The organism is Ktedonobacter sp. SOSP1-85, from assembly GCF_016587415.1.
In the GTDB taxonomy this organism is placed as follows: domain Bacteria; phylum Chloroflexota; class Ktedonobacteria; order Ktedonobacterales; family Ktedonobacteraceae; genus Ktedonobacter.
Window position 1 is genome coordinate 3,509,994 of record NZ_BNJI01000001.1, and the last position, 19,113, is coordinate 3,529,106.

General features: G+C 53.2%; 17 protein-coding genes and 1 tRNA gene. 9 read left to right on the forward strand and 9 right to left on the reverse strand.

The window, feature by feature from the left end; genetic code table 11:
• The first annotated feature begins 284 nt into the window (after positions 1–284).
• Positions 285–995, forward strand: a complete 711-nt coding sequence (locus KTE_RS14600; protein ID WP_236600662.1) for an IS1 family transposase — start codon at positions 285–287, stop codon at positions 993–995.
• A gap of 145 nt (positions 996–1,140) precedes the next feature.
• Here KTE_RS14600 and KTE_RS14605 read toward each other — a convergent pair whose 3' ends face one another.
• Together KTE_RS14605 and KTE_RS14610 are read right to left on the reverse strand one after the other, a co-directional pair.
• Positions 1,141–2,484: a hypothetical protein gene (locus KTE_RS14605; RefSeq protein WP_201382038.1), complete on the reverse strand. Its 1,344-nt coding sequence runs from the start codon at positions 2,482–2,484 to the stop codon at positions 1,141–1,143.
• A gap of 14 nt (positions 2,485–2,498) precedes the next feature.
• A complete protein-coding gene (locus KTE_RS14610) occupies positions 2,499–3,128 on the reverse strand; it encodes a calcium-binding protein (protein WP_201382040.1) in 630 nt (209 codons plus the stop codon).
• Between the two features lie 377 nt (positions 3,129–3,505).
• On the opposite strand from KTE_RS14610, the gene KTE_RS14615 reads away from it, so the two are divergent.
• Positions 3,506–3,646: a hypothetical protein gene (locus KTE_RS14615; RefSeq protein WP_201382042.1), complete on the forward strand. Its 141-nt coding sequence runs from the start codon at positions 3,506–3,508 to the stop codon at positions 3,644–3,646.
• Between the two features lie 108 nt (positions 3,647–3,754).
• Here KTE_RS14615 and KTE_RS14620 read toward each other — a convergent pair whose 3' ends face one another.
• A complete protein-coding gene (locus KTE_RS14620) occupies positions 3,755–4,123 on the reverse strand; it encodes a calcium-binding protein (RefSeq protein WP_201382044.1) in 369 nt (122 codons plus the stop codon).
• Positions 4,124–4,398: 275 nt separating this feature from the next.
• Here KTE_RS14620 and KTE_RS14625 point away from each other — a divergent pair, with 275 nt between their 5' ends.
• Positions 4,399–5,334, forward strand: coding sequence for a hypothetical protein (locus KTE_RS14625; RefSeq protein ID WP_201382045.1), 936 nt, complete (start codon positions 4,399–4,401; stop codon positions 5,332–5,334).
• Between the two features lie 414 nt (positions 5,335–5,748).
• On the opposite strand, the gene KTE_RS14630 is transcribed toward KTE_RS14625, so the two are convergent.
• Together KTE_RS14630 and KTE_RS14635 are read right to left on the reverse strand one after the other, a co-directional pair.
• Complete coding sequence (locus KTE_RS14630; RefSeq protein WP_201382046.1) at positions 5,749–8,352, reverse strand: hypothetical protein; 2,604 nt, start codon at positions 8,350–8,352, stop codon at positions 5,749–5,751.
• Between the two features lie 62 nt (positions 8,353–8,414).
• Positions 8,415–9,680, reverse strand: coding sequence for a lactate racemase domain-containing protein (locus tag KTE_RS14635; RefSeq protein WP_201382047.1), 1,266 nt, complete (start codon positions 9,678–9,680; stop codon positions 8,415–8,417).
• Between the two features lie 309 nt (positions 9,681–9,989).
• Here KTE_RS14635 and KTE_RS49580 point away from each other — a divergent pair, with 309 nt between their 5' ends.
• On the forward strand, positions 9,990–10,232 hold the full coding sequence (locus KTE_RS49580; RefSeq protein WP_374226777.1) for a tyrosine-type recombinase/integrase: 243 nt from the start codon (positions 9,990–9,992) through the stop codon (positions 10,230–10,232).
• A gap of 180 nt (positions 10,233–10,412) precedes the next feature.
• On the forward strand, positions 10,413–10,754 hold the full coding sequence (locus KTE_RS14645) for a hypothetical protein (RefSeq protein WP_201382048.1): 342 nt from the start codon (positions 10,413–10,415) through the stop codon (positions 10,752–10,754).
• A 238-nt stretch (positions 10,755–10,992) separates the two neighbouring features.
• On the opposite strand, the gene KTE_RS14650 is transcribed toward KTE_RS14645, so the two are convergent.
• Positions 10,993–11,064, reverse strand: a tRNA-Thr gene (locus tag KTE_RS14650).
• 276 nt (positions 11,065–11,340) lie between these two features.
• Here KTE_RS14650 and KTE_RS14655 point away from each other — a divergent pair.
• Positions 11,341–11,796: a response regulator gene (locus KTE_RS14655; protein ID WP_236600402.1), complete on the forward strand. Its 456-nt coding sequence runs from the start codon at positions 11,341–11,343 to the stop codon at positions 11,794–11,796.
• A gap of 94 nt (positions 11,797–11,890) precedes the next feature.
• Here KTE_RS14655 and KTE_RS14660 read toward each other — a convergent pair whose 3' ends face one another.
• From KTE_RS14660 to KTE_RS14670, 3 genes are all read right to left on the reverse strand, one after another.
• Entirely contained in the window at positions 11,891–12,748 is an 858-nt protein-coding gene (locus KTE_RS14660; protein WP_201382051.1) for a DUF2785 domain-containing protein, read from the reverse strand.
• A gap of 162 nt (positions 12,749–12,910) precedes the next feature.
• A complete protein-coding gene (locus tag KTE_RS14665; RefSeq protein ID WP_201382053.1) occupies positions 12,911–14,338 on the reverse strand; it encodes an amidase in 1,428 nt (475 codons plus the stop codon).
• A gap of 191 nt (positions 14,339–14,529) precedes the next feature.
• The gene (locus KTE_RS14670; RefSeq protein ID WP_236600403.1) at positions 14,530–16,077 is read right to left on the reverse strand and encodes a cellulose-binding protein; all 1,548 of its coding nucleotides are present in this window, start codon (positions 16,075–16,077) and stop codon (positions 14,530–14,532) included.
• Between the two features lie 356 nt (positions 16,078–16,433).
• On the opposite strand from KTE_RS14670, the gene KTE_RS14675 reads away from it, so the two are divergent.
• The 3 genes from KTE_RS14675 (at position 16,434) to KTE_RS14685 (ending at position 18,915) form a co-directional block, all read left to right on the forward strand.
• Positions 16,434–17,240 (forward strand): trans-aconitate 2-methyltransferase, encoded by an 807-nt coding sequence (locus tag KTE_RS14675; RefSeq protein ID WP_201382055.1) that lies wholly within the window; start codon positions 16,434–16,436, stop codon positions 17,238–17,240.
• Between the two features lie 86 nt (positions 17,241–17,326).
• Positions 17,327–18,043 (forward strand): alanyl-tRNA editing protein, encoded by a 717-nt coding sequence (locus tag KTE_RS14680; RefSeq protein WP_201382057.1) that lies wholly within the window; start codon positions 17,327–17,329, stop codon positions 18,041–18,043.
• A gap of 347 nt (positions 18,044–18,390) precedes the next feature.
• Entirely contained in the window at positions 18,391–18,915 is a 525-nt protein-coding gene (locus KTE_RS14685) for an Rrf2 family transcriptional regulator (RefSeq protein ID WP_201382059.1), read from the forward strand.
• The last annotated feature ends 198 nt before the right edge of the window (positions 18,916–19,113 follow it).

The window sequence follows — 19,113 nt, forward strand, 5'->3', positions numbered from 1 at the left end:
TGGGTTAGATCTAAATCAGGAGAAGGGGAGAAAGCGACATTTATGGCTTAGTAATTTCTCCTTTATTATCGGAAATGTGCATGAGCCAACTTCTGAGTTTCACAACACCCAAAAGAAATACATAGGCAACTATGTACATCTTAGAGGTTGTTATGACTAATTGCTGGGAATATTGGATAGGAGGCTCAGTCTCTTTTGGCTTTGCAAGAATTATGGTTTATTTTGCGGTGGTGGTTAGGTTGTAAGTGATGAGATATGATTGGCGCATGATTCAAGAAACGATGATGCACCAATGCCATGTCTGTAGGAGCACGAACAGTATCAAAAATGGGACCAATCGCTGTGGAAATGCGCAGTATCATTGCAAGAATTGTGGTACGTACCGAGTCCTAAAACCAAGGCATGTTTATTCGGAAGCTGAGAAACAAACGGTGCTACAGGCCTGCCAAGGGCGCTCGAGTTTGCGTGGAGTTGAGCGGATTTTTGGCATCACGCGGCAGACTATTGCTCGATGGATCAAAGCACACGTTCAAACATTGCCAGATGTCAAAGATACCTTTTTGGCTGCGACAGCAGATGATGTCTTGGAGTTAGATGAAACGTGGAGCTTTGTCTTCAAAAAAGAGTACAAAAGGTGGTTGTGGACAGCCATGTGCCGTCGAACACGCCAAATTGTGGCCTTTGTGATTGGTGACCGCAGTAAAGCAACCTGCCTCCGCTTATGGGAGGCACTTCCTCATGAATACAAAACCTGTCACTCCTTCAGCGACTTTTGGGCGGCCTATCGAGAGGCCTTTCCTGTAGAAACCCATCGCTGTGTGGGAAAAGAAACGGGAGACACAGCACATATGGAGCGGTGGAATAATACATTACGCCAGCGCGTTGGTCGTTATGTGCGACAGACGCTCTCATTTTCCAAATGCGATGCCTTTCACCACCTCATCACCCAACTCTTTATTATCCAATATAATTTGAGCCTATCACTTACAATTTAACCACTACCCAAGGAAGTCGTCACGTTCAAGGCAACAGGAGGTTGGATGAGAGATGAGGCGAAGTCTTCTACAAAAAAGTGAGGGAGAAACCGGATGGTGTTCTTCCCAGGCCGTCGCTGAGTCAATAGAGTGCAAGTTCCTGCTCTCATCTGTATCGCCGCAGTGCCTCTAGCATCGGCACTAATTTGCGCTTGAGCCGGTGACGATTTAGCAGTTCAGACAGGTACGTCTGCCATTCCTCTTCACGCCCCATGTTTCGATAGGCCGTACGTGCCTTCGCAAGCCATTTAGCTGCCGCACTATAGTACTGGGCTTTGCCTTCATCCATGAACGGCTCCGCCTGCTGCCGACAGACTTTGATCACCCATTCTGGATGTGACTGCATAGCAGCGTCCACGACGCGCTCGACCAGGGTATGCGTTGCCTTGGGCTCGACTGCTGCTATGGCATCATCAATAAGTCCCTCATGCAGGAACACATCAACTTGCCCCTGTGGAGTGTATGACTTCGTGCGACGTACATACTCCAGCAGGTTCGTACGCCGCTCCGGCCATTGTTCTCCGGCGATCTCTGCCACGCGAAGATAGTTAGCTAAGCTCAGTTCCTCGCGAAAAGCCACTTCGGCTGCTGTAAGGGCTTGTGTTCTCTCGCCCATGGTTGCCGCTTCGTCCCGGAGCCACTTCGCGAGAGCTGTCTTTGGTCCTTGAAGAAGGAGACCTTCCTCAGCGATTTTCAAGCCTTGCTCGCGTTCACCCCAGTCATGCAACGCGCTGGCCAGAGTAAGAGCCTCCTGTGCTGTCTCCAGGTGTGCTCGCCCATAGGCTGCTGCTTCTTGCGTGCGACCCACACGTACCAGCATAGCAACGTAGGCTTCGTGCTGCCCTTCAGCACGGGCCAGATGAAGATACTCTTGCAAGCGTTCACGTCGCTCCAGTATATGAAGCCGGGCAACCGTTACTTCAGGTGCTTCTCCATCCCAGGAGTCGTTTTCGCTGACGGTTCCCTGCAAAACATGTTGGAGTTGAGGATCGTCCCAGCCTCGGAGGGCCGCATCCTGTGCCGCTGCAAAGACCTCATCGACTCCGTAATCATCAATTTTCCGTTGCCAGGTTTCCAACTTGCTTGCCCATACCTTACACTCTTTGGACGAAAGGTCCACGCTGAGCAAGGCTTCTGTCCAGATAGGGCTAAGGTCTTGAAAGAACCCGCTGGCCTCACCATCTGAATCATCCAGATTGGTCCAGTCAGCCACATATGCTTCAGTAATAGCACCAAGCAAAGCGAGAGCACTGCGACCATCATCTGCCCGGATCAACACCCAACCCTGCTCAAGCAACTGACGTACCTCATTGACAACTGCGCCCACCTGCCAGTAGGCTTCAGAGGAACGCATCCGGTCCAAGCTGCGTAAAATAGATTGCACCTGCCGACGTACAGCTTTGGCATCCACCTGTGTCCGCCGGGGTGAAGAGGTATCAAACTTGTCCATGATTGCTTGCCTCCTTAGCGATTGGCAAACCACACAGCGTAATCCTCCACCAATTGCTGGATCTCGACATCCGCACCTGTGGCCTTCAGATCACACAGGGGAAGTTCATATACCCCATCTTTCTGCTTCACCGCCACGATGGTGCCATATGTCTCGTCCAGGAAGGTGATGTCCAGAACCTTGACCCGAGCGCCCTGGCGAACCGGCCCGCGCTGATATTCTGCTACCGTAGCCGCGAAAGGGAAGACCAGATGCTCCTCTAGATACGCATGCCAGATCCGAAACACGGCAAACACGTCGTGATCCTGTGCTCGGTTCACGATTTCTTGAATCCGTTTGCCTTGTTCTCCTCCGAGATGGAGCCAGCTAGACTTGGACTCAATCTCTGCGATGGTCCTGGTCACGTCGTCTTCGGTATCACGTGTTGTCGCCGGTTCCACTTCATCGTTAGACAGATTCATCTCTGACCAGGACATCCCCTCTTCTTCACACCAGGTAATATGAGTGAGAGGCATGCTCTTCAGTGTGTGGCTATCCCATTGGATGGCCAGGGTTCCCATTTCATCAAAGATCGCACTGATGCGCCCCTGCCACCCACCAATGTTGCGGCCTGTATCTGGATCGGTGACGTCTGGTTTGACCACGACGCTCTCACCTTTTGTCCAATTTCTGCTTTCCATTTTTCTTCCAATGTCTAATATTCTCCCTCCTCGGGAATACATGCCTCAAGTGTATCACACTGACGATTACTTCTGATCAAAGGAAATCAGCCTGTTGAAAAAGCCCAAGTAATCTCATCAATTTGTATTTTGCGAGCAAAATTTGAGCGTAAAAGACAGTGTTAGTGCAAGATATACTAATCCATTGAAGACTTTTTCAACAGGCTGAAATGTTTCTTATACTGACCGGCACCCATGTGCCGGTCAGTATACCTCATATTTACCTTTGCCCGTTAATAGCGTATGATGATACACAGTATTGAGCAATATTGGGTGTCTTCTTGCTAGAGAGGGGGAAGAGCATGACGGAAGATGAACAGGCAACCGGAGAGGCTGAGACAACAGTATTGGGACAACTGAAGAAGAAAAGCCGCGAGGAATTACTCTTTCTTCTAGAACAACTTCTGGAGCGTGAGCCCAACATAGAACCACTGGAGCCATGAAAAGCGTCGATTTAGGTGATCTTATTTCCCCTGTTATTGCATATTTTGCCATATAAGGGGTTGCTATCTATGATATTGCGACCTGTCTCGTACTGAACCTGGTGGGACTTATAGCTCGTAGCCCTGGTTCACCCAGTAGTGCCAATCCTCAATGGCCTGTTGGGTCTCCTCATCCACGTGAATACCCTCCAATTGCATCAAAGGAACAGCAAGCGGATGGGGACGCCACCGGATCAGCACGAACATTTCATGCTGGCATTCCTCATCGGGAGCTATTCCCACGACCTCAACTTCATCTCCCGGTTCCAACGGCGAGATCGCGCGGCGAGCAACACACCGGGCTGAGAACGGAAATTGCAAGGTGTCGGAAAGATAGTTGTACCAGCTTATCGCCTGCTCTTCTGGGCCATAGGCGTCTACAATGATTTCCATGTGGATGCGCTCTTCACGTTCCTCTTCTTTGGCGGGACGAGTCATCTCCTTCCTCCTGATAGGAATAAAGACCAAGAATCTACGAAGCACTATAGTATATAACAGACGCCAAACTGGAGCATTGAGAAACTCAGCTCAATCGGAGCAAGACCACTCCATCCTCACAAAATATGCACGAAAAATCACTGCTCCTTCATTGAGGCACCTGGCAAATCTGCTATAATCGAGGTTAGAGAGATATATCGGTCCCAGGCAATGAGGCAAGCAACCAATCTTGTACCTTCATGAGTACCGAATGCTTCTGAGAAGAGGGAAAAGCGATGCAACACCACCAATTGTCTGTCAACGTCAGTGATACTTTTGCCCTCAATGCAGGCTGGTGGGAAGAAACTATGGAGGAAACTGCCTCGGGAAATACTCTTCCCTGTCGTCTCATTCACCCGCCTGAACCCACGATGTACGATCAAGTGTTTCGCCATCTAGAAGCTATTTCTCGCGCAGCCAAGATTCCACCAAAGTCTCAACTCAACTTTGGAGAGGTCACACTGGCAACCATTGCAGTCTGTCTACGTTGGGGAACCTACTTCGCGGTTCTCGCGGACCGGACCAAACCGATCTGGCCGCAGACGGAGCGGGAAGAGATCAGCATGATCGCCGATGATGAAATGGCACGAATCAACATCGAAGCCTCGGCGGCGCTTGCTCAATGGATTGAGTTGATGCGAACAGATGACGGTTGCTTTCGGAAAATGGTCAAAACGGCGCAGGTCCTTCCCATGCTTCCACCACTTCTCGACGAGAGGACCAACGATAAATTGTACCAGACCATCAGCTCCATCAACTCGGCTCAATCGCGCCAGAACTTCTTTGAGATGCTCAAAGAACAATACGGGGATGGACGGCTCGAACAGAAGCGGGAAGAGATTCTGCCCAATCCCGCTCGCTGGCTCGCCAACGGATTGATCAACGCGTACTGGCGCAACAAGTCGGGCATCGAGGACATTCACGCGGGTGAATGGGAGCCCCGCCCACTCCTGCAACGGCGCATTACACCCATACAAGAATATGCCATCGTACAGAAAGTCGCTGAAGGAATGGTGCCCAGCATGCATGCAATCTACAATGTTATCAATAAGAAGAGCGAAGATGGCTGGGAAGAACGGGCTTTATCGCTCGCGATGAATTTTTCGCCCCCAGATTGTTGGTCGCTTTCTGAGCAAACAGCAGAGGTGCTACTCGAAGGGGCTGAACCGTGATTGTGCCCTTGGTGCGGCAAAAAGATTCGCTCTCGCACAAAAAGCGACCTTTTCCAGTCAGGCGGGTTGAATCTGGACTAATTTGGGCGCACTACTTCATGAGAAAATCTTACCCAGGTAGATGCTATCAGCAATAACCTTCTTTTGCCCTCTGCCATAAAATAGGCTGACGGGTAATACTACTGGTGAGGTAAGTACCTTTTAAAGTAAGATCTCTCCGTGAGTCAATTCGTTGGTTTGGCCCAAATATTTATGATAATAAGTACGGGCAACCCAAATGTTTGTGATAAAAATGGCCAAATATTTATGACATAAGGGGTGCCCATAAGCTCGCTTATTGTTGAGGTAATGCCAAATATTTATGATAATTTACAAATGCATTGCTGTAGGCCTCTCTCGCTTTTCTACCTACAACTACGGCAGTGGGGGGCGCTCGGCGCTTGTGGGCAGCGCCAGGCACTCGCGGTACTCGGTGCTTTGCATCATATCGCCGCTCTGTCCCTCGTCATCCTGCCGCCACCACCAGAGGCGCTGGCGGACCTCGCGCAGCCCCTCGTCGCCGGGTGTAAAGTAGATCTCGCCAATATTGTTATAGCCAACGATAAGCGTGCCCGCCTTCCACTTATTGAGCCAGTTGCGGCCCTTGAGAAGCGTCGTGACAAGGGCGTTGCGGCGCTTGCTCAACGCTTGCTCCAGGTCTGCACTTTTATCCAGAATCTCGTGAGTGACGGCATGGGTAGGCCGGTCGAGCAGCCAGCGCACACTCAAGGGCTGGCGCTCTGTTTTTTGATGCAGGCGCGTAGTCCTCTGCCGTATCCTCCTGAGCGCGCTTTCTAGTAACCAGGTCATGCCCAGGGCCAGGCGCTGCGGACGCTGTAGCAGACGGCTAAAGCGCAGGAGCACGCCCCGTTTCCGCTGCCTTGTCTCGGGCGCCCGCGTGTTTTGCAGGTAACGAATGCGATAGACGCGATCCGGCGGAATCTGTTTAAAGGTGCCTGGCAGCCAGCCCCTGGCGGGCAACACTATCTCCCGCTGGGACCTGTGGGCCGCCATAAGCCTTGGCAGGGACCACCAGAAGCGGAAGAGGTGCTGGCTAATGTTTCTCACCACAGTCTGGAAAATGAGATTGCTGTCCGGCTTGAGATCCCAGGCCAGGAAGCTGACATAGGGATCTCGCCCACGACTTTGCAGGCGCAAGAGGCGTGGATAACCAAGCGCCAGGACGGCCATATGTTCGCCTGCGCCCTCATTGCAGAGTGGGCTAGCGGTAAAGTTGATTAGCCTGGCCGTCTCGCCTGTGTGCATATCCCAGTATTCCATGCTGGAGCCAAAGGCATAATGCACATCTCCAGCCAGAATCACGGCACGCTTGAGGCCGCTTACGGCCCGCAAAAATTGTTGGAACGCCCCCCATTCTAGCCCCCAGGCCTCACAGTCCATAGAATAATTGTCGTGGGCGCGCAGCTGATTCCAGAATTGAATATTTTCGATGAAGTCGATGCCCAGTACCGGGGCTGCTGAAATGATTATGTTGACCTGCGCCTCGGGCCGTACAGCCGTGACAATCTGTTCCTGCAAGGCCTGGGGCGAGAGCAGGCCCGGAAAAGCTTTGGGACTATCGTAGTGACGCTGTGTGCGTGTATCCATGACGATGACCTGGTGGCTGGGGGCTTCGTAGGTGTAGTGCCAGTGCAAAGCCCGTTTAGAGCGTGCTAGCTCGCCCTGCCCATTGTAGGACAAGGGCATACCGATGAGCTCATCAATCAAGCGTTGCTCTGTCCCCTCTTGCCCCTGCCAGCTATCGAGCGTTGAGAGCAAGAGCTGCCCAGAGCCGTCTGCAAACTGTTCAGGCGTGTTGCCCCAGGCTTGAAAGAGGGTATAGGCCAGCAGACCATTGCGCACAATATGTCTGCCTGCCTGACTATTCAGGACATTCTGGCACCACGCACCATCAAGAAACCAGTCATCCGTTACATCGTGATCGTCACAGATCATATAGGTCGCGATATTGGCCAGGGCGCGCCGCACATGTGGCAGTTGCGCGCGAAAGCGTTCGAGCTGGGCATTCCATTCCATGAAGTGTTGCGCATCACGGTCCTGCTGGGCCAGGATGGCAGGCTGGCTGGCTGGATAACGTTGCCAAAGTTCCTCAATTCCCGGAAGTGTCTCGGGCCAGAGCTGATTGGACCAGGACATCAGGTACATTGAGGCGTATTCGGCGAAGGAGAGCAGGTGGCTATCTGGCGTCTTGGAGGTGAAGAGCGCCTGCTGATGGATAATGTCGCGTCGCATGCCGGGAGCAAAATTAGGCGCGGGCTGGCGTACACCTGGCAGTATCTCCAGGCGCTGGCCGCTAAAGAGCGTCTCACCAGCATCCATCAGTGCGAAGAGTAGCGGCGGCGCGACGTCGTCCGCGTAGACCTGGTCGCCCGTGAGATAGAGTTGTTGGGGGCGATTAACATGCTCATGATCTCCCGCCAGGGTGGACTTTTCGATGAGCAGATCAAGCGCCGAGAGCATCTCTCGCCCTGAGCCATGCGCCTTGCGACAGGAGCCGTGGAAGAAGCGCACCTGCTCTAGCTTGCTCGCGGGAAGCAGGAAGCTTGGCAGGGGATGCCCTGGGTAGACCAGCGAGGCCAGCGGATCATCAGCCTGCTCTGCTGGCCGTAAGATGCCTGGCGTATAGAGCTCCTCGCGCTCCGCCTCCTGGTGGGCCTGAAAAGAGAGGTTATAGTAGTAGAGTTCGCCCCAGGCGAGTGGCTCTTCACTTGCCGAGGCCTGCGCCGTGACTGCGACCAGGTGTAGATTATCCCCCAGACGAACAGTCTTGCGCCTGCCCTGGAAGCGCTCCCGTAATGCTCCACTGGTCTCAGCGTCTAAGATATGGAGTGTGACCAGGCGTTCGGCTTTAAGCGCCAACCAGACAGTGACCGAGCCTGGTTCCGTCCGTCGTAAGATGGGTCCCGCCAGAATTAAGGGTAACTCGTCAAGGCGCTCGGCCAGTGGTGTCCAGGACATAAGCGAATTTCTCTTCTCCTATCTAATTTTCGGTTCTATAAGAGAAACGTTACAGCACGCTATTATTTTCTGACGCTGGGGGCGTGGTAGAGCATCTCGCCCGCGTGGCGGACCAGCAGCAGTCCCTCGTCTTCTCGCCCGGCCCAGTCCTCGGGATTGATCTCGCGATAATCGCGATAGCCCAGGTTGACCTTGCGGCAGCGCTCCTCGGGGATGGCGGTCGCCAGCGTGACCTGGATGCGCGGTCGCTCGATGCCTGTGGCGCTATCGTAGGCTCCCGTCCCCTTCACGTGCGTGCTATGAGCCAGAATTGAGCCAGGCACCTGCTTGAAGCGCTCCCATTGCTTAAGGAAGTGCTCCTGCACATGATAGCCAACCTCGTCGATAAGTGCGCCATGCGTATAAGAGATCTCGCTGATATGTGGTGCATAGATAATGACCTCGCCCCCGTCTGCGATGGCTGGCTCCGTCTTATACATGGCTTTTGCCGCGGTCCACAAATCGTCATAGCGCGTCGATGGCAGCGAGAGCACCTGTTTAAAGGGTCGCTCAACTGTTATTACGTTCAAGCGCGCCGAAAGGTCGGCGGCGTCATTGTAGGCATCGATATAGTTGCCTGCGTAGAGTCCATGCAGGGTCTCGCCCTGCATTACCAGGGCCAGGCAGAGGATGGGGCGGTCCACAAAGGCCGCGGCGCGATGGATAACTCGGCGCACCAGCGTATCCTTCGTGCCGATGGTGAGCATGCTGGTCAGGCGCGCGCCCAGCCAGTGTGTAAAGTTGATGATATCCGCGCCCGCGATGCCAGGGAAGAGATATTTGGCCCCGCCAGAGAAGCCGACGACCTCGTGCGGGAAGACCGGCCCGCAGATCACGATCTGGTCATAGTCGAAGATCATACCATTGAGGCGTACGGGAACCGCCTCCGAGAGGATGCCGTTGGTGAGTACCTGGGCCTCTTCACGTGAGATCACACCAACCGTCTTTAGCACGCCTGCTTTGTCCCAGTGATGGTTATAGATTGCGACATTGGGATAGCGCTCCTGGCGCTCCACAGCATCAACGCCAACCAGTTGCGCAATCGCCTCCTCAGACATCGGCGGGTGCGTCCCCAGGGCAATCAAATAATCCAGGCGTTGTACCCTCTGACCCAGCAGGGCGTATAGCTCGCGGAACAGCAAGGGAAGGGGCGCCGTGCGCGTACTGTCAGGAATAATCACCAGGACGCGCTTACCGTCCAGCGAAAGCTCGCCAAAGGCCTGCGCCAGGATCTGACGTATCTCTTCCTCACCGAGCGCCTGTTGTGTATAGCCTGTTCCCATACTCATGGTAATATCACCTCTCTGCACTTTTCTCCCATACCGATTAGATCAACGTATTGTAATTCCTTGCATTGTATCATGTGCCTGCTGCCTGGTCGCTTCACTCTCTTTTGGCGTGATACCAGAAAAAGGGCGTAGGAGATGAGGAGCAATGCTCAGAGAAAGAGGATAATTTCTTGCAATAGAAAGAATTGGCTTTCATTAGTGTTTCTGCTTCAATTGAGGTAATGCTCGTAACACAAATATATCATTTTAGATATATCTCAGCAACTTGTACAAGAAGCTGGAAAGCGTGCAAATATTAAAGGTGCGCGTGTGTCGTCTCATACTTTCCGACATACCTTTGCTCGCATGTTTTTAGAGAATGGTGGCGACGTATACAAGCTCTCTGTGCTCCTAGGCCATAGTAGTGTGGTGGTAACTGAAAATTATCTCAAAGACTTTGAGAGTAGATCAGCCAGGCGTGTACAGTCGAAGCATTCTCCTATAGCTGGTTTGAACTTGGGCAAACCTAAGGGCGGCTATCGTAAAAAGGCGTCTGATTATCTAGAGGAATGAGTGTCTACCGGTAGTTTGTCGATTTGGGCTTGCAAAAAGCTTGAGCCAGATGACATACTCAAGCTCTAGCTAAGCTGTAACACTTGTCCAGTTTATGGATTTTCCGGAAATCCCACAGTATACTAAGCAGATGCACAGGTAGTGTATCTCTGTTTTTCTTTCCACTTAAGGAAGTGTCACATGCAATATGATCGGGCCTTTGATTTCAAAACGTTTTTTACGGGACTTCTCTGGGCGAGTGGAGGAGTATTTGTGGTGATCTATATAGGGTGGAATACACTAACCATTAGTTGTCTGCTAATAGGCTTTTCCTTCCTCATTGTCCCCATTATGTTAAATTTTTTCTCTAGATGGATGGCCCGCGATGGCATCTCCCGTCTGCCAGAAGGTTGGGATACTCTCTCTCCTGAAGAACGACACGATCGTGCAATGAAACGAGCTATCGAGGCAAGTAACGAAGGGAACATTGCTGCGAAGGTAGTACTCTGGTTGATGCGATTGGCAGATCGCATGGAGGCGTAATGTTAAAGATGAAATTACTGAGGGAGAGAATTAATCTCTCAAGCCCTGTTTCCTTGCTCGTCAGGCTAATTCCGTTATGTTATGCCGGTCTGTAGAGCAACGGTTATAGTTTTGAAAAGTGGGGTTTCCCATCAACGGTTATATAAAAAAGGGCCGTTTTGAGTGGTTTTCTGTCTTTGGCGGGAAATTGCTTGAAGTGGCTTTTTATGTGGTGTGAAGTGGATAAGATGAACATGGGAGCCGGCGAAGGGATTCGAACCCCCGGCCAGCTGTTTACAAAACAGCTGCTCTACCCCTGAGCTACGCCGGCTTACTTCTTCTCCGAAAACCCTGAGCACGAAGCGCTAGACACGCCAGTGGCGTTGGGTTTCGGAATAAGATCTTGGTAGATCTGTAGAGGATTATACTGATATCTGCTTCCAATGTCAAGGGTTGTATTAAGACTTTTTAGGGTGGTTTTTAAGATAGTTCTAAAGCTTGGCGCGAAACGAAATCCCAGCATTTGGCGTGTTCTTAATATCACAGACGAATGTATGAGCTTGATTGTGTGCATACTGTGTGCATACGTGAGGAGGGAATGCATGATATGATTGAGAGCATGACTGAGACCGCGCAGGGGCAGATGTGGCAAAGCGAGCCTTCAACTGAGGCGCTCGCGGCGGTTGCCCCCCAGAGCTCAGAAGATAAAACCATTCTGATTATTGAAGATGATGACTATATCGGTTTTATGCTGGTGGAGGCCCTGTGCCAGGAGACGCCCTATCGCCCGTTACTGGTCAATGACGGTGTGCAGGCGTTGACGCTGGCCAAACAGGTAAAGCCCTGTCTGATCATTACCGATTATCGTCTCCCACTGATGAATGGGATTGAGCTGTATGATCGTCTCCACGCCCTAAATGAGCTTGCCGGGACGCCCACAATTATGATGAGCGCGTACCTGCCGCCCCAGGAAGAGGTGCGGAAACGCAATCTCGTGGCCTTGAACAAGCCTTTTGAACTGGACGAATTTCTAGATAAGGTCGACTCACTACTACAATGCTAGTAATGTTCCCTGGTGGATATGCCCGAAGATGAGAGCAGCCGAACTCGCGTGTTGCTCTCATCTCTTTGGGCCAGGCAGGGACCCTGATCACCAACTATATTCCCTCTTCGCTCTCGGCAAAGGGTTCGTCCTGCCGTCTGAGGATGTGCGCGATATCGTCCATCAGGCCAACGCCGATGTTATCCCAGAGTAGCAAGAAGTAGAGACTGCGTAGAAAGCTTTTGGTGTTGTTGGCGCGACGCCATGAGCGTATATCCGTTTCCCGCTGGACATAGCAGCTTTTGAGCCAGCTATGCAGAAACTCTGAGTCCACCTGTTTCCCCAGAATGATATGGTGCGCGACCGTTGCCAGGCGTACATCTTCTTCATAGAAGAGGGGAACCGAGGTCTTGCTAAGCTGGCTAAGCAGCTTGAGCACATCTTTACGGTCATCGCTGGTTGCATGAGGATGCTGCGCGTAGGTGTCAAGCGCCTCGGCCAGGTGAGCCATGCTGTGTGCCCAACCCTTGCCCTCAATATAGCCACGCCAGTCTTTCTCCTCACGCACATAACGCACTAGCGCATCCTTCACACGGCCAATGCTCTCACGTGAGAGACTGGGCCGCGAGGCATCCGTATAGAGGATAGCCGCGATGATGAGGTTCGAGAAGCTGCGCATCAGGATGCTGTCGTTGTTCACCTCTCCAATATGGTAGAAGAGATGCTCATCGTTTATAACACTTATGAGAAGCTGCTTAAGCTGTTCTGACTCTAGCTTCCCCGGCTCCAGGATGCCACGTGCCAGGATCATATAGCTCAGGTCATCACGCAGCTCTTCATCGCTCGATCCCAGATTTACTAATAACTTTTGCGCAAATTCAAGGCTATCAAGCGCCTCTGGTATAGCATAATTTTGCTCAACAATAGAGCGTAAGGCCTCTTTGTTCTCTGCCAGATTATCTGTTGCTTCCATCGCTTTTCCCGTTCTAGTACCAGTAAAAGTTCAGGTATGTCTACTACTCAATCCTTGAGTTCATTGTACACGGTCGTATCGTGCCTCCTCATTTTTCTCATTGATAGGATGGTGCAGTAGCCGCGTACGCCAGTAGCAGCCGCGAACGCCAGTAGTAGCCCGCTACTGGCGTTCCCACGCTTCGCGGCGATGCCAGTCGGTTAATTGCTGATAGGCATGGGCGATACGCAATACCGTGGCCTCTTCAAAGGGTTTGCCCGCGATTTGTAAGCCGATTGGGAGATGCTCAGACGTGAAGCCACAGGGGAACGAGACCGCTGGGAAGCCGACGAGGTTAAAGGGCATAGTCATACGGAGCATGGCATCGGTCGCGTTCTCCTGCACGCCATTAATAGTAACCTCCTGCCCCATCTGCTCAGCGGGAATCGCTGCCATGGCCTGGGTGGGTAGCACAAAGGCATCGACGGTTCGTAAGATGCTTCGTAACTGGCTGGTGAAGGCCCGCCGCTCCTGTTGCGCCTTGAGATACTCCACGGCGGGAATCTCCTGTCCCTCGCGTAACCGTGTGCGAACCAGCTCGGTATACAGATCACCCTGGTGAGGGAACCAGCCTTGCTGCATATGCGCCAGGGACGCCTCTGGCTTCTGCACCATTCTATACGTTGTCATCGTGGGACGAGGTAGCTCGACATTTACAAGCTCGGCTCCGTTTTCCTCCAACACGTGCAACGCGCCGCGCCAGGCCATATGGATCTCGGGATCAAGCGGCGCGACAAAGCCTTCCTGAGGCACACCGAGTCGTAGCCCTTGTAGCGAGAGCGGCCCGCGCCCCTCCGCGCCCTCAATCAGGGTCGCCGTCGAGCGGCTGGGCGAGCTGGGAGGCCCTGAGACGCTATTGGGATCGCGTGGGTCATACTTGGCAATAGCATCAAAGATGAATGCGCAATCCTCGGCGCTCCGCGCGATAGGCCCAACATGGTCCAGCGACCAGCTCAAAGGAAGCACACCATGACAGCTAACGCGTCCATAGGTTGGCTTGAGACCGGTAACGCCACACAGCGCGGAGGGGATACGAATGGAGCCGCCCGTATCGGTGCCAATGGCGCCCAGTACCATGCCTGCCGCGACCGCCGCCGCCGAGCCGCCACTGGAACCACCCGTCGTGCGCGTCAGGTCCCAGGGATTGCGCGTGGGAGGCGAGTAGGGACCATAGGCGAATTCATACGTATTGGTCTTACCAATAAGAATAGCCCCACTCTTACGCAGAAGCTCGATTACGGTGGCATCTTCCTCAGAAACATGTTCTGCCAGGACCTGCGAGCTGCCTGTCGTGCGCACTCCCTTGACCGCGATGAGGTCCTTAATGGCGATGGGAATGCCATGCAAGGGACCACGCTTGAGACCTGTGCGTAGCTCGCGCTCGGCCTGCTCTGCCTGTGCCATGGCTTCTTCACGCATCACCGTCACAAAGGCCTCTACCTCAGTGTCGCGCTCCTCAATCAGGTTGAGGGTCTCCTCCACCAGCTCCGTGGGCGTAATAATGCCTGCCTGTAACTCCTCGGCCACTTTACGTATGGACAAATAGCTCATGCAAAATATCCTCTTCCGCAAAAAATGCGACGCATCTCCTAATTTCTACACTGCCGAATGCGTCTTCTGGCTTCATTGCCCTTTATTGTATCAGGTTGAGGAGGAAAATATGTAGGGACAGTAAACGCGAACCGCTCGGTTCGCGTTTACTGTCCCTATATGCCTATGAATGAAGTTGTGATTGGGGCCTCTTAATCACCTTCTCCATTCAGCACGATAGTCGTGAGCGAGTAGGGAGGCAGGGTCTGCGTCGAGAGGGCCTTGCCGGAGATATACTGTACTGTTATGGCGCTACTATTCTGGCCGTAGAAGTAGACGGTGGCGCTAGCCTGTTGGTCGCCGCAACCACCTGCCAGCTTGAGCTGATAGCTTTGTTGCGGATCTTTATTGATCAGGAGTAGGGCCAGTTTGCCATTATGTTGACGCACAGCATGGACCTCTATGAGGCTCTGGTCCGTTGAAGATGCTAGCATGCTGCCATTCCCATCAACGAAGTGATGGAGCATTTGCAGACTATAGTAGGTGGGGAATGGGGTATTCGCTGGTGGCTCGCTATCGCCAGTGGAGAGCAGTCCATAGTCTCCATACTGATTGCTGCCATAGAGCGTTGGGCTGTTATTTCCCCAGGTCACGATGCCGTTATGGATATCCCACCAGTCAACGTTCTGCACGCCGCTCTCCAGCCAGTTCATATAGTTCGAGGCCAGGAAGAGGGCATTGACCAGATTGGTTGTCTGTTTGCCTGGATTGTATGAGACCGAGTTGGTCTCGGTAATCATGATGGGTACATTCTTGCGCGGACTATACTGCTGCAGCTCTGTCTTGAGTGTGGCGACCTTGCCGGGTAGGGCCGAGGTGCTGGCGAGCAGACCCGCGTCTGACTCGTTGCCGGGATTCTGCGCGTACCAGTGGACATCGGCGAAGTCGATCTGCTTGCCCAGGATGGAAAGGACGGTGTTATTCCAGTCTGTGCTCAAGCCAGGCGCGGTCACGCTATCGGGCCAGTCGCCGGGCGAGGTCAGTACAATTCCGATCTTGATGGAGGGATCAACGGCCTTCATTGCCTGGATGAATTGGAGGGCATTATTGGCATAGGCAACCGGCCCCTTCTCGTGGAGATCGTACTCCCAGTTCGCGCCAAAGGTGCCATTGCCATAGAGCTCGTTGCCGATTTCCCAGTACTTGATACCATAGGTGTGACCGGTGCTACTCCCCCCGGTATATGTTGGGACAGGCCCGGTATAGGCCGCGCCCCCTTTATTGGCATACTGTACCCAATCGGCGGCCTCCTGCGGTGTACCAGCACCATAGTCAACCGTGATCATTGGCTGCGCGCCAGTCGCTTGCGCCACCTTCATGAAGGCGTCAAACGTATTGTTTGGATTCGCATAACCCTGATTTGGCTCTGTTGTATTGGACTGCCAGTGATACACATCTGAGGTCGAGCCACCAGGATAACGGATCACTTTGACGCCTGCGTTGTGGAGGAGATCCGGAACGCCCTGGTCAAGTAGGTGGCCATCCCAGACGGCGGCATTGGTCCCTAGCGCTGTTTCGGGAATGGTTGCTAGCGTATGATGTGTATCAACGGTGACTTGCACTGTGGGAGTATCCGCAGCTGCTGCGCTAAGCGGATATGCACCCAGCATGACAAACGTTGCGATCAGGGCCAGCATCATTGGCAGCGTGGACCTGCCTCTGCCATGGCGCGGTGGCAAGCTAAATACTTTTCGCATCATGCTCCTTACTTGCTCTCATAAACTACCAGGTATCCCTCGGTGGAAGCCTGTTTCCTCTGGATAAATGTGGGCAGGAATCGCATAAAAGCGCATATGTACCAAGCATATACATAGAGTTTTCTCTATGCAATGCCATAAGCATTCAGTTTTTATTCAGTTTTCAAGGAAGCAGGGGGAATTCTTGGTGGAATGATTGTCTCCCCTGTAGACTTTATGGTAATCTCTACAAGGTTTCAGACCGGGACATGTCCCGGTTTCCTCCACACTAAACTCTTCTTGTATAGAGGCGATTGGCGCGGCTCGACCAATCGATCTCATAGGTACGTTTTCGAGCGAGCAAATGGAGCTTCCAGACCATGCCTTACGAAATGGGCGAATATTATGAGCGGGTCAGCGATTATGACCTGGAGTATCAAAGCCAGTCTGAGCAGGATGTGCCCTTCTGGCAGGAATTGATGGTGCGTTATACCCCTCAGCATGTGCTTGAACTGGCCTGTGGTAGCGGGCGCATCGGCTTAGAGTTATTAAAGGTCCCTGGCGCTTTCCGCCTGGATGGCCTGGACCTGGAGCCTGGCATGCTCAAGGCCTACCAGCGCAAGCTTGGCGAACTGCCCGAAGCCACGCAGCAGCGCGTGAGCCTGCATCAGGGCGATATGTGCGATTACGATCTGCCTGCCAGGGGAACCTATGACCTGATTATTCTCCCCTTCAACTCGATCTCGCACCTGTACGAAATTGAGCAGCAGTTCGCGGCCTTCTCGAAAACGCTGGAGCACCTGGCCCCCGGCGGACGCTTTGTCGTCGATGTCTTCCTGCCCGACATCGATTATCTGAGCGATGCCCTCAATCGCCCTTCGACCGTCTATCTAGAGGACGAGTTGGAATCGCCCGATGGCGACTTCACGATGATGCTCTATACGACGCGTAAGTATGATGCCTTTGAGCAGGTACAGCACCTCACCTGGACGCATGAGAAATTCTTTGAAACGGGCGAGAACGAGCGCTATCTGACGCGCCTGGATATGCATGTCTTCTTCCCCCGCGAGCTCCAACTCCTCTTCCTGGCAACTGGTTTCTCAATTGAGTCCATCTACGGCGGCTATGACTGGAAGCCCTTTGGTAAGGGCACACGCCAGATTGTGGTCGGACGCAAGCGCCGCTAATAGTAAGTCAATGGTAATGATATGATGGGGTTGTCAGTCTGAAACTGGCAACCCCATCATTTTGCCATGCAGAAGGAGATGCGAACGTGGAGACGCAGGCTATATATCATACCGATGCGTATGTAAAAGAGTTTGATGCGACGGTGCTTGCCGTGGAGGGGAACGCTGTCGCCCTGGATACTACCGCCTTTTACCCTGGTGGTGGTGGGCAACCGCACGATCTGGGAACGCTCAGCCAGGATGGGCAAACCTGGCAGGTGACGAAGGTCTCGAAGGATGAGCGCTATGTCTGGCACCAGGTCGAGGGCGAGCCACCCGCCGTTGGGAGCCGGGTACACGGCGTGCTGGATTGGGAGCGTCGCTATGCACTCATGCGCACGCATACCGCCATGCACATCCTCTGCGGGGTGGTCTGGCGCGATTATGGCGCGAAGGTGACGGGCGGTAATATGGAGCCTCTGCGTGGGCGCATGGATTTTGAGTTTGAGAACCTGAAAGCCGAGCTGGTGCAGGAGATTGAGCAGCGTATCAACGCCGAGATCGCCGAGGCCCGCTCGACCAGAGTCTATTTCCTGCCGCGCGCCGAGGCCGACCAGAATCCCGATCTCATTCGCACCAAGGTCAGCCTCCTCCCCGCCGCTATGACCACAGTGCGCGTCCTTGAGATTGAGGGCCTGGATATCCAGGCCGATGGCGGCACCCACGTTGCCAATACCCACGAGGTCGAGCGCATTCGCGTGGTGAATTATAAGAGCAAGGGCAAGATCAATAAACGCCTGGAGATCGCCGTCGAAGCACGATAAAGCCCGACGCTACTGAAGTACGCGTCTATATATGTTGCCCGTACCCATTATATGTAGACGCGTACTTCAGTAGCGTCGGGCCACTCACACCTCCCCTCACTCTCTGATTCACCAGTTGACGCTTTGTGGTCTGAGTGCTAAAATATTTCCTAGTGATTAGGTCGGATTAATTTCGTGTAGTGCTCATTGCTCATCTGACGTGTGTATCCTCTGACGGTATTTCCTGGCTGGGCGCGTTCATTAGCGCCAGGGCTATGCTCAAGTGTATTCCAGTTGCTGACAGATGCATTGAGTCGTGAGCATAGAGCGAAAAGGGCGTCAGAGCAAGGAAAAAGGGAGAGACCACAATGTTACGGGTATCTACAAAAGGCGAGTATGGTGTACGCATTATGGTCGACCTGGCTCGTCATTACGGTGGCCGTCCCCGTTCGCTCACAGATATTTCGCAAGCTGAGACGTTGCCACTGGCGTACTTAGAGCAGCTTGTCAAGCTCTTGCGCGATGCCGACCCGCCACTAGTGAGTAGTACGCGTGGCGCGCATGGAGGCTATCGCCTGAGCCGAGATCCCAATGAGATCTCGATGGGCGAGATTGTGCGTGTGCTGGAAGGCCCGATCTCACCTATGATCTGTGCGACCGAGGGAGAGATGAGCCAGGTCTGCGGTTTTATGGATTCCTGTAAGACCAAGTACCTCTGGGCGCGCGTTCGTGACGCGGTTGCTCAGACGCTTGACTCGATTACCCTGGCTGAACTGGTGGCTCAAACGACCGAGCCTACGGGGCAGGCAGGCCAGTTTATTGCCCTGACGGATATTCACGTTGGCATCGGTGCCAATATGGCATCGCCTCACGAGTTGTTGACCGCCGAATAGCCGCTTGCCACCACAGGTCACGTTTTTTTCCTTGTATGCCGATAGTTATCAAAGGTAGGAGAGCGCGGGAACGCTTTCCATACTTTGTGGCTGTATAGATCATTAACTTACACATTTTGCGCCGTGTTCACTACTACATTGTCAATCGCGGCGCACACATTCATATGTTCTGATAGACAAGGCGAATCGTTTTCTGGC

Excerpts from the sequence above, each read along its gene's own strand:
- KTE_RS14600 (WP_236600662.1), top strand. The coding sequence starts at position 285 with ATGCACCAATGCCATGTCTGTAGGAGCACGAACAGTATCAAAAATGGG.
- KTE_RS14605 (WP_201382038.1), bottom strand. The coding sequence starts at position 2,484 with ATGGACAAGTTTGATACCTCTTCACCCCGGCGGACACAGGTGGATGCC.
- KTE_RS14615 (WP_201382042.1), top strand. The coding sequence starts at position 3,506 with ATGACGGAAGATGAACAGGCAACCGGAGAGGCTGAGACAACAGTATTG.
- KTE_RS14620 (WP_201382044.1), bottom strand. The coding sequence starts at position 4,123 with ATGACTCGTCCCGCCAAAGAAGAGGAACGTGAAGAGCGCATCCACATG.
- KTE_RS14625 (WP_201382045.1), top strand. The coding sequence starts at position 4,399 with ATGCAACACCACCAATTGTCTGTCAACGTCAGTGATACTTTTGCCCTC.
- KTE_RS14630 (WP_201382046.1), bottom strand. The coding sequence starts at position 8,352 with ATGTCCTGGACACCACTGGCCGAGCGCCTTGACGAGTTACCCTTAATT.
- KTE_RS14635 (WP_201382047.1), bottom strand. The coding sequence starts at position 9,680 with ATGAGTATGGGAACAGGCTATACACAACAGGCGCTCGGTGAGGAAGAG.
- KTE_RS14645 (WP_201382048.1), top strand. The coding sequence starts at position 10,413 with ATGCAATATGATCGGGCCTTTGATTTCAAAACGTTTTTTACGGGACTT.
- KTE_RS14655 (WP_236600402.1), top strand. The coding sequence starts at position 11,341 with ATGATTGAGAGCATGACTGAGACCGCGCAGGGGCAGATGTGGCAAAGC.
- KTE_RS14660 (WP_201382051.1), bottom strand. The coding sequence starts at position 12,748 with ATGGAAGCAACAGATAATCTGGCAGAGAACAAAGAGGCCTTACGCTCT.
- KTE_RS14665 (WP_201382053.1), bottom strand. The coding sequence starts at position 14,338 with ATGAGCTATTTGTCCATACGTAAAGTGGCCGAGGAGTTACAGGCAGGC.
- KTE_RS14670 (WP_236600403.1), bottom strand. The coding sequence starts at position 16,077 with ATGATGCGAAAAGTATTTAGCTTGCCACCGCGCCATGGCAGAGGCAGG.
- KTE_RS14675 (WP_201382055.1), top strand. The coding sequence starts at position 16,434 with ATGCCTTACGAAATGGGCGAATATTATGAGCGGGTCAGCGATTATGAC.
- KTE_RS14685 (WP_201382059.1), top strand. The coding sequence starts at position 18,391 with ATGTTACGGGTATCTACAAAAGGCGAGTATGGTGTACGCATTATGGTC.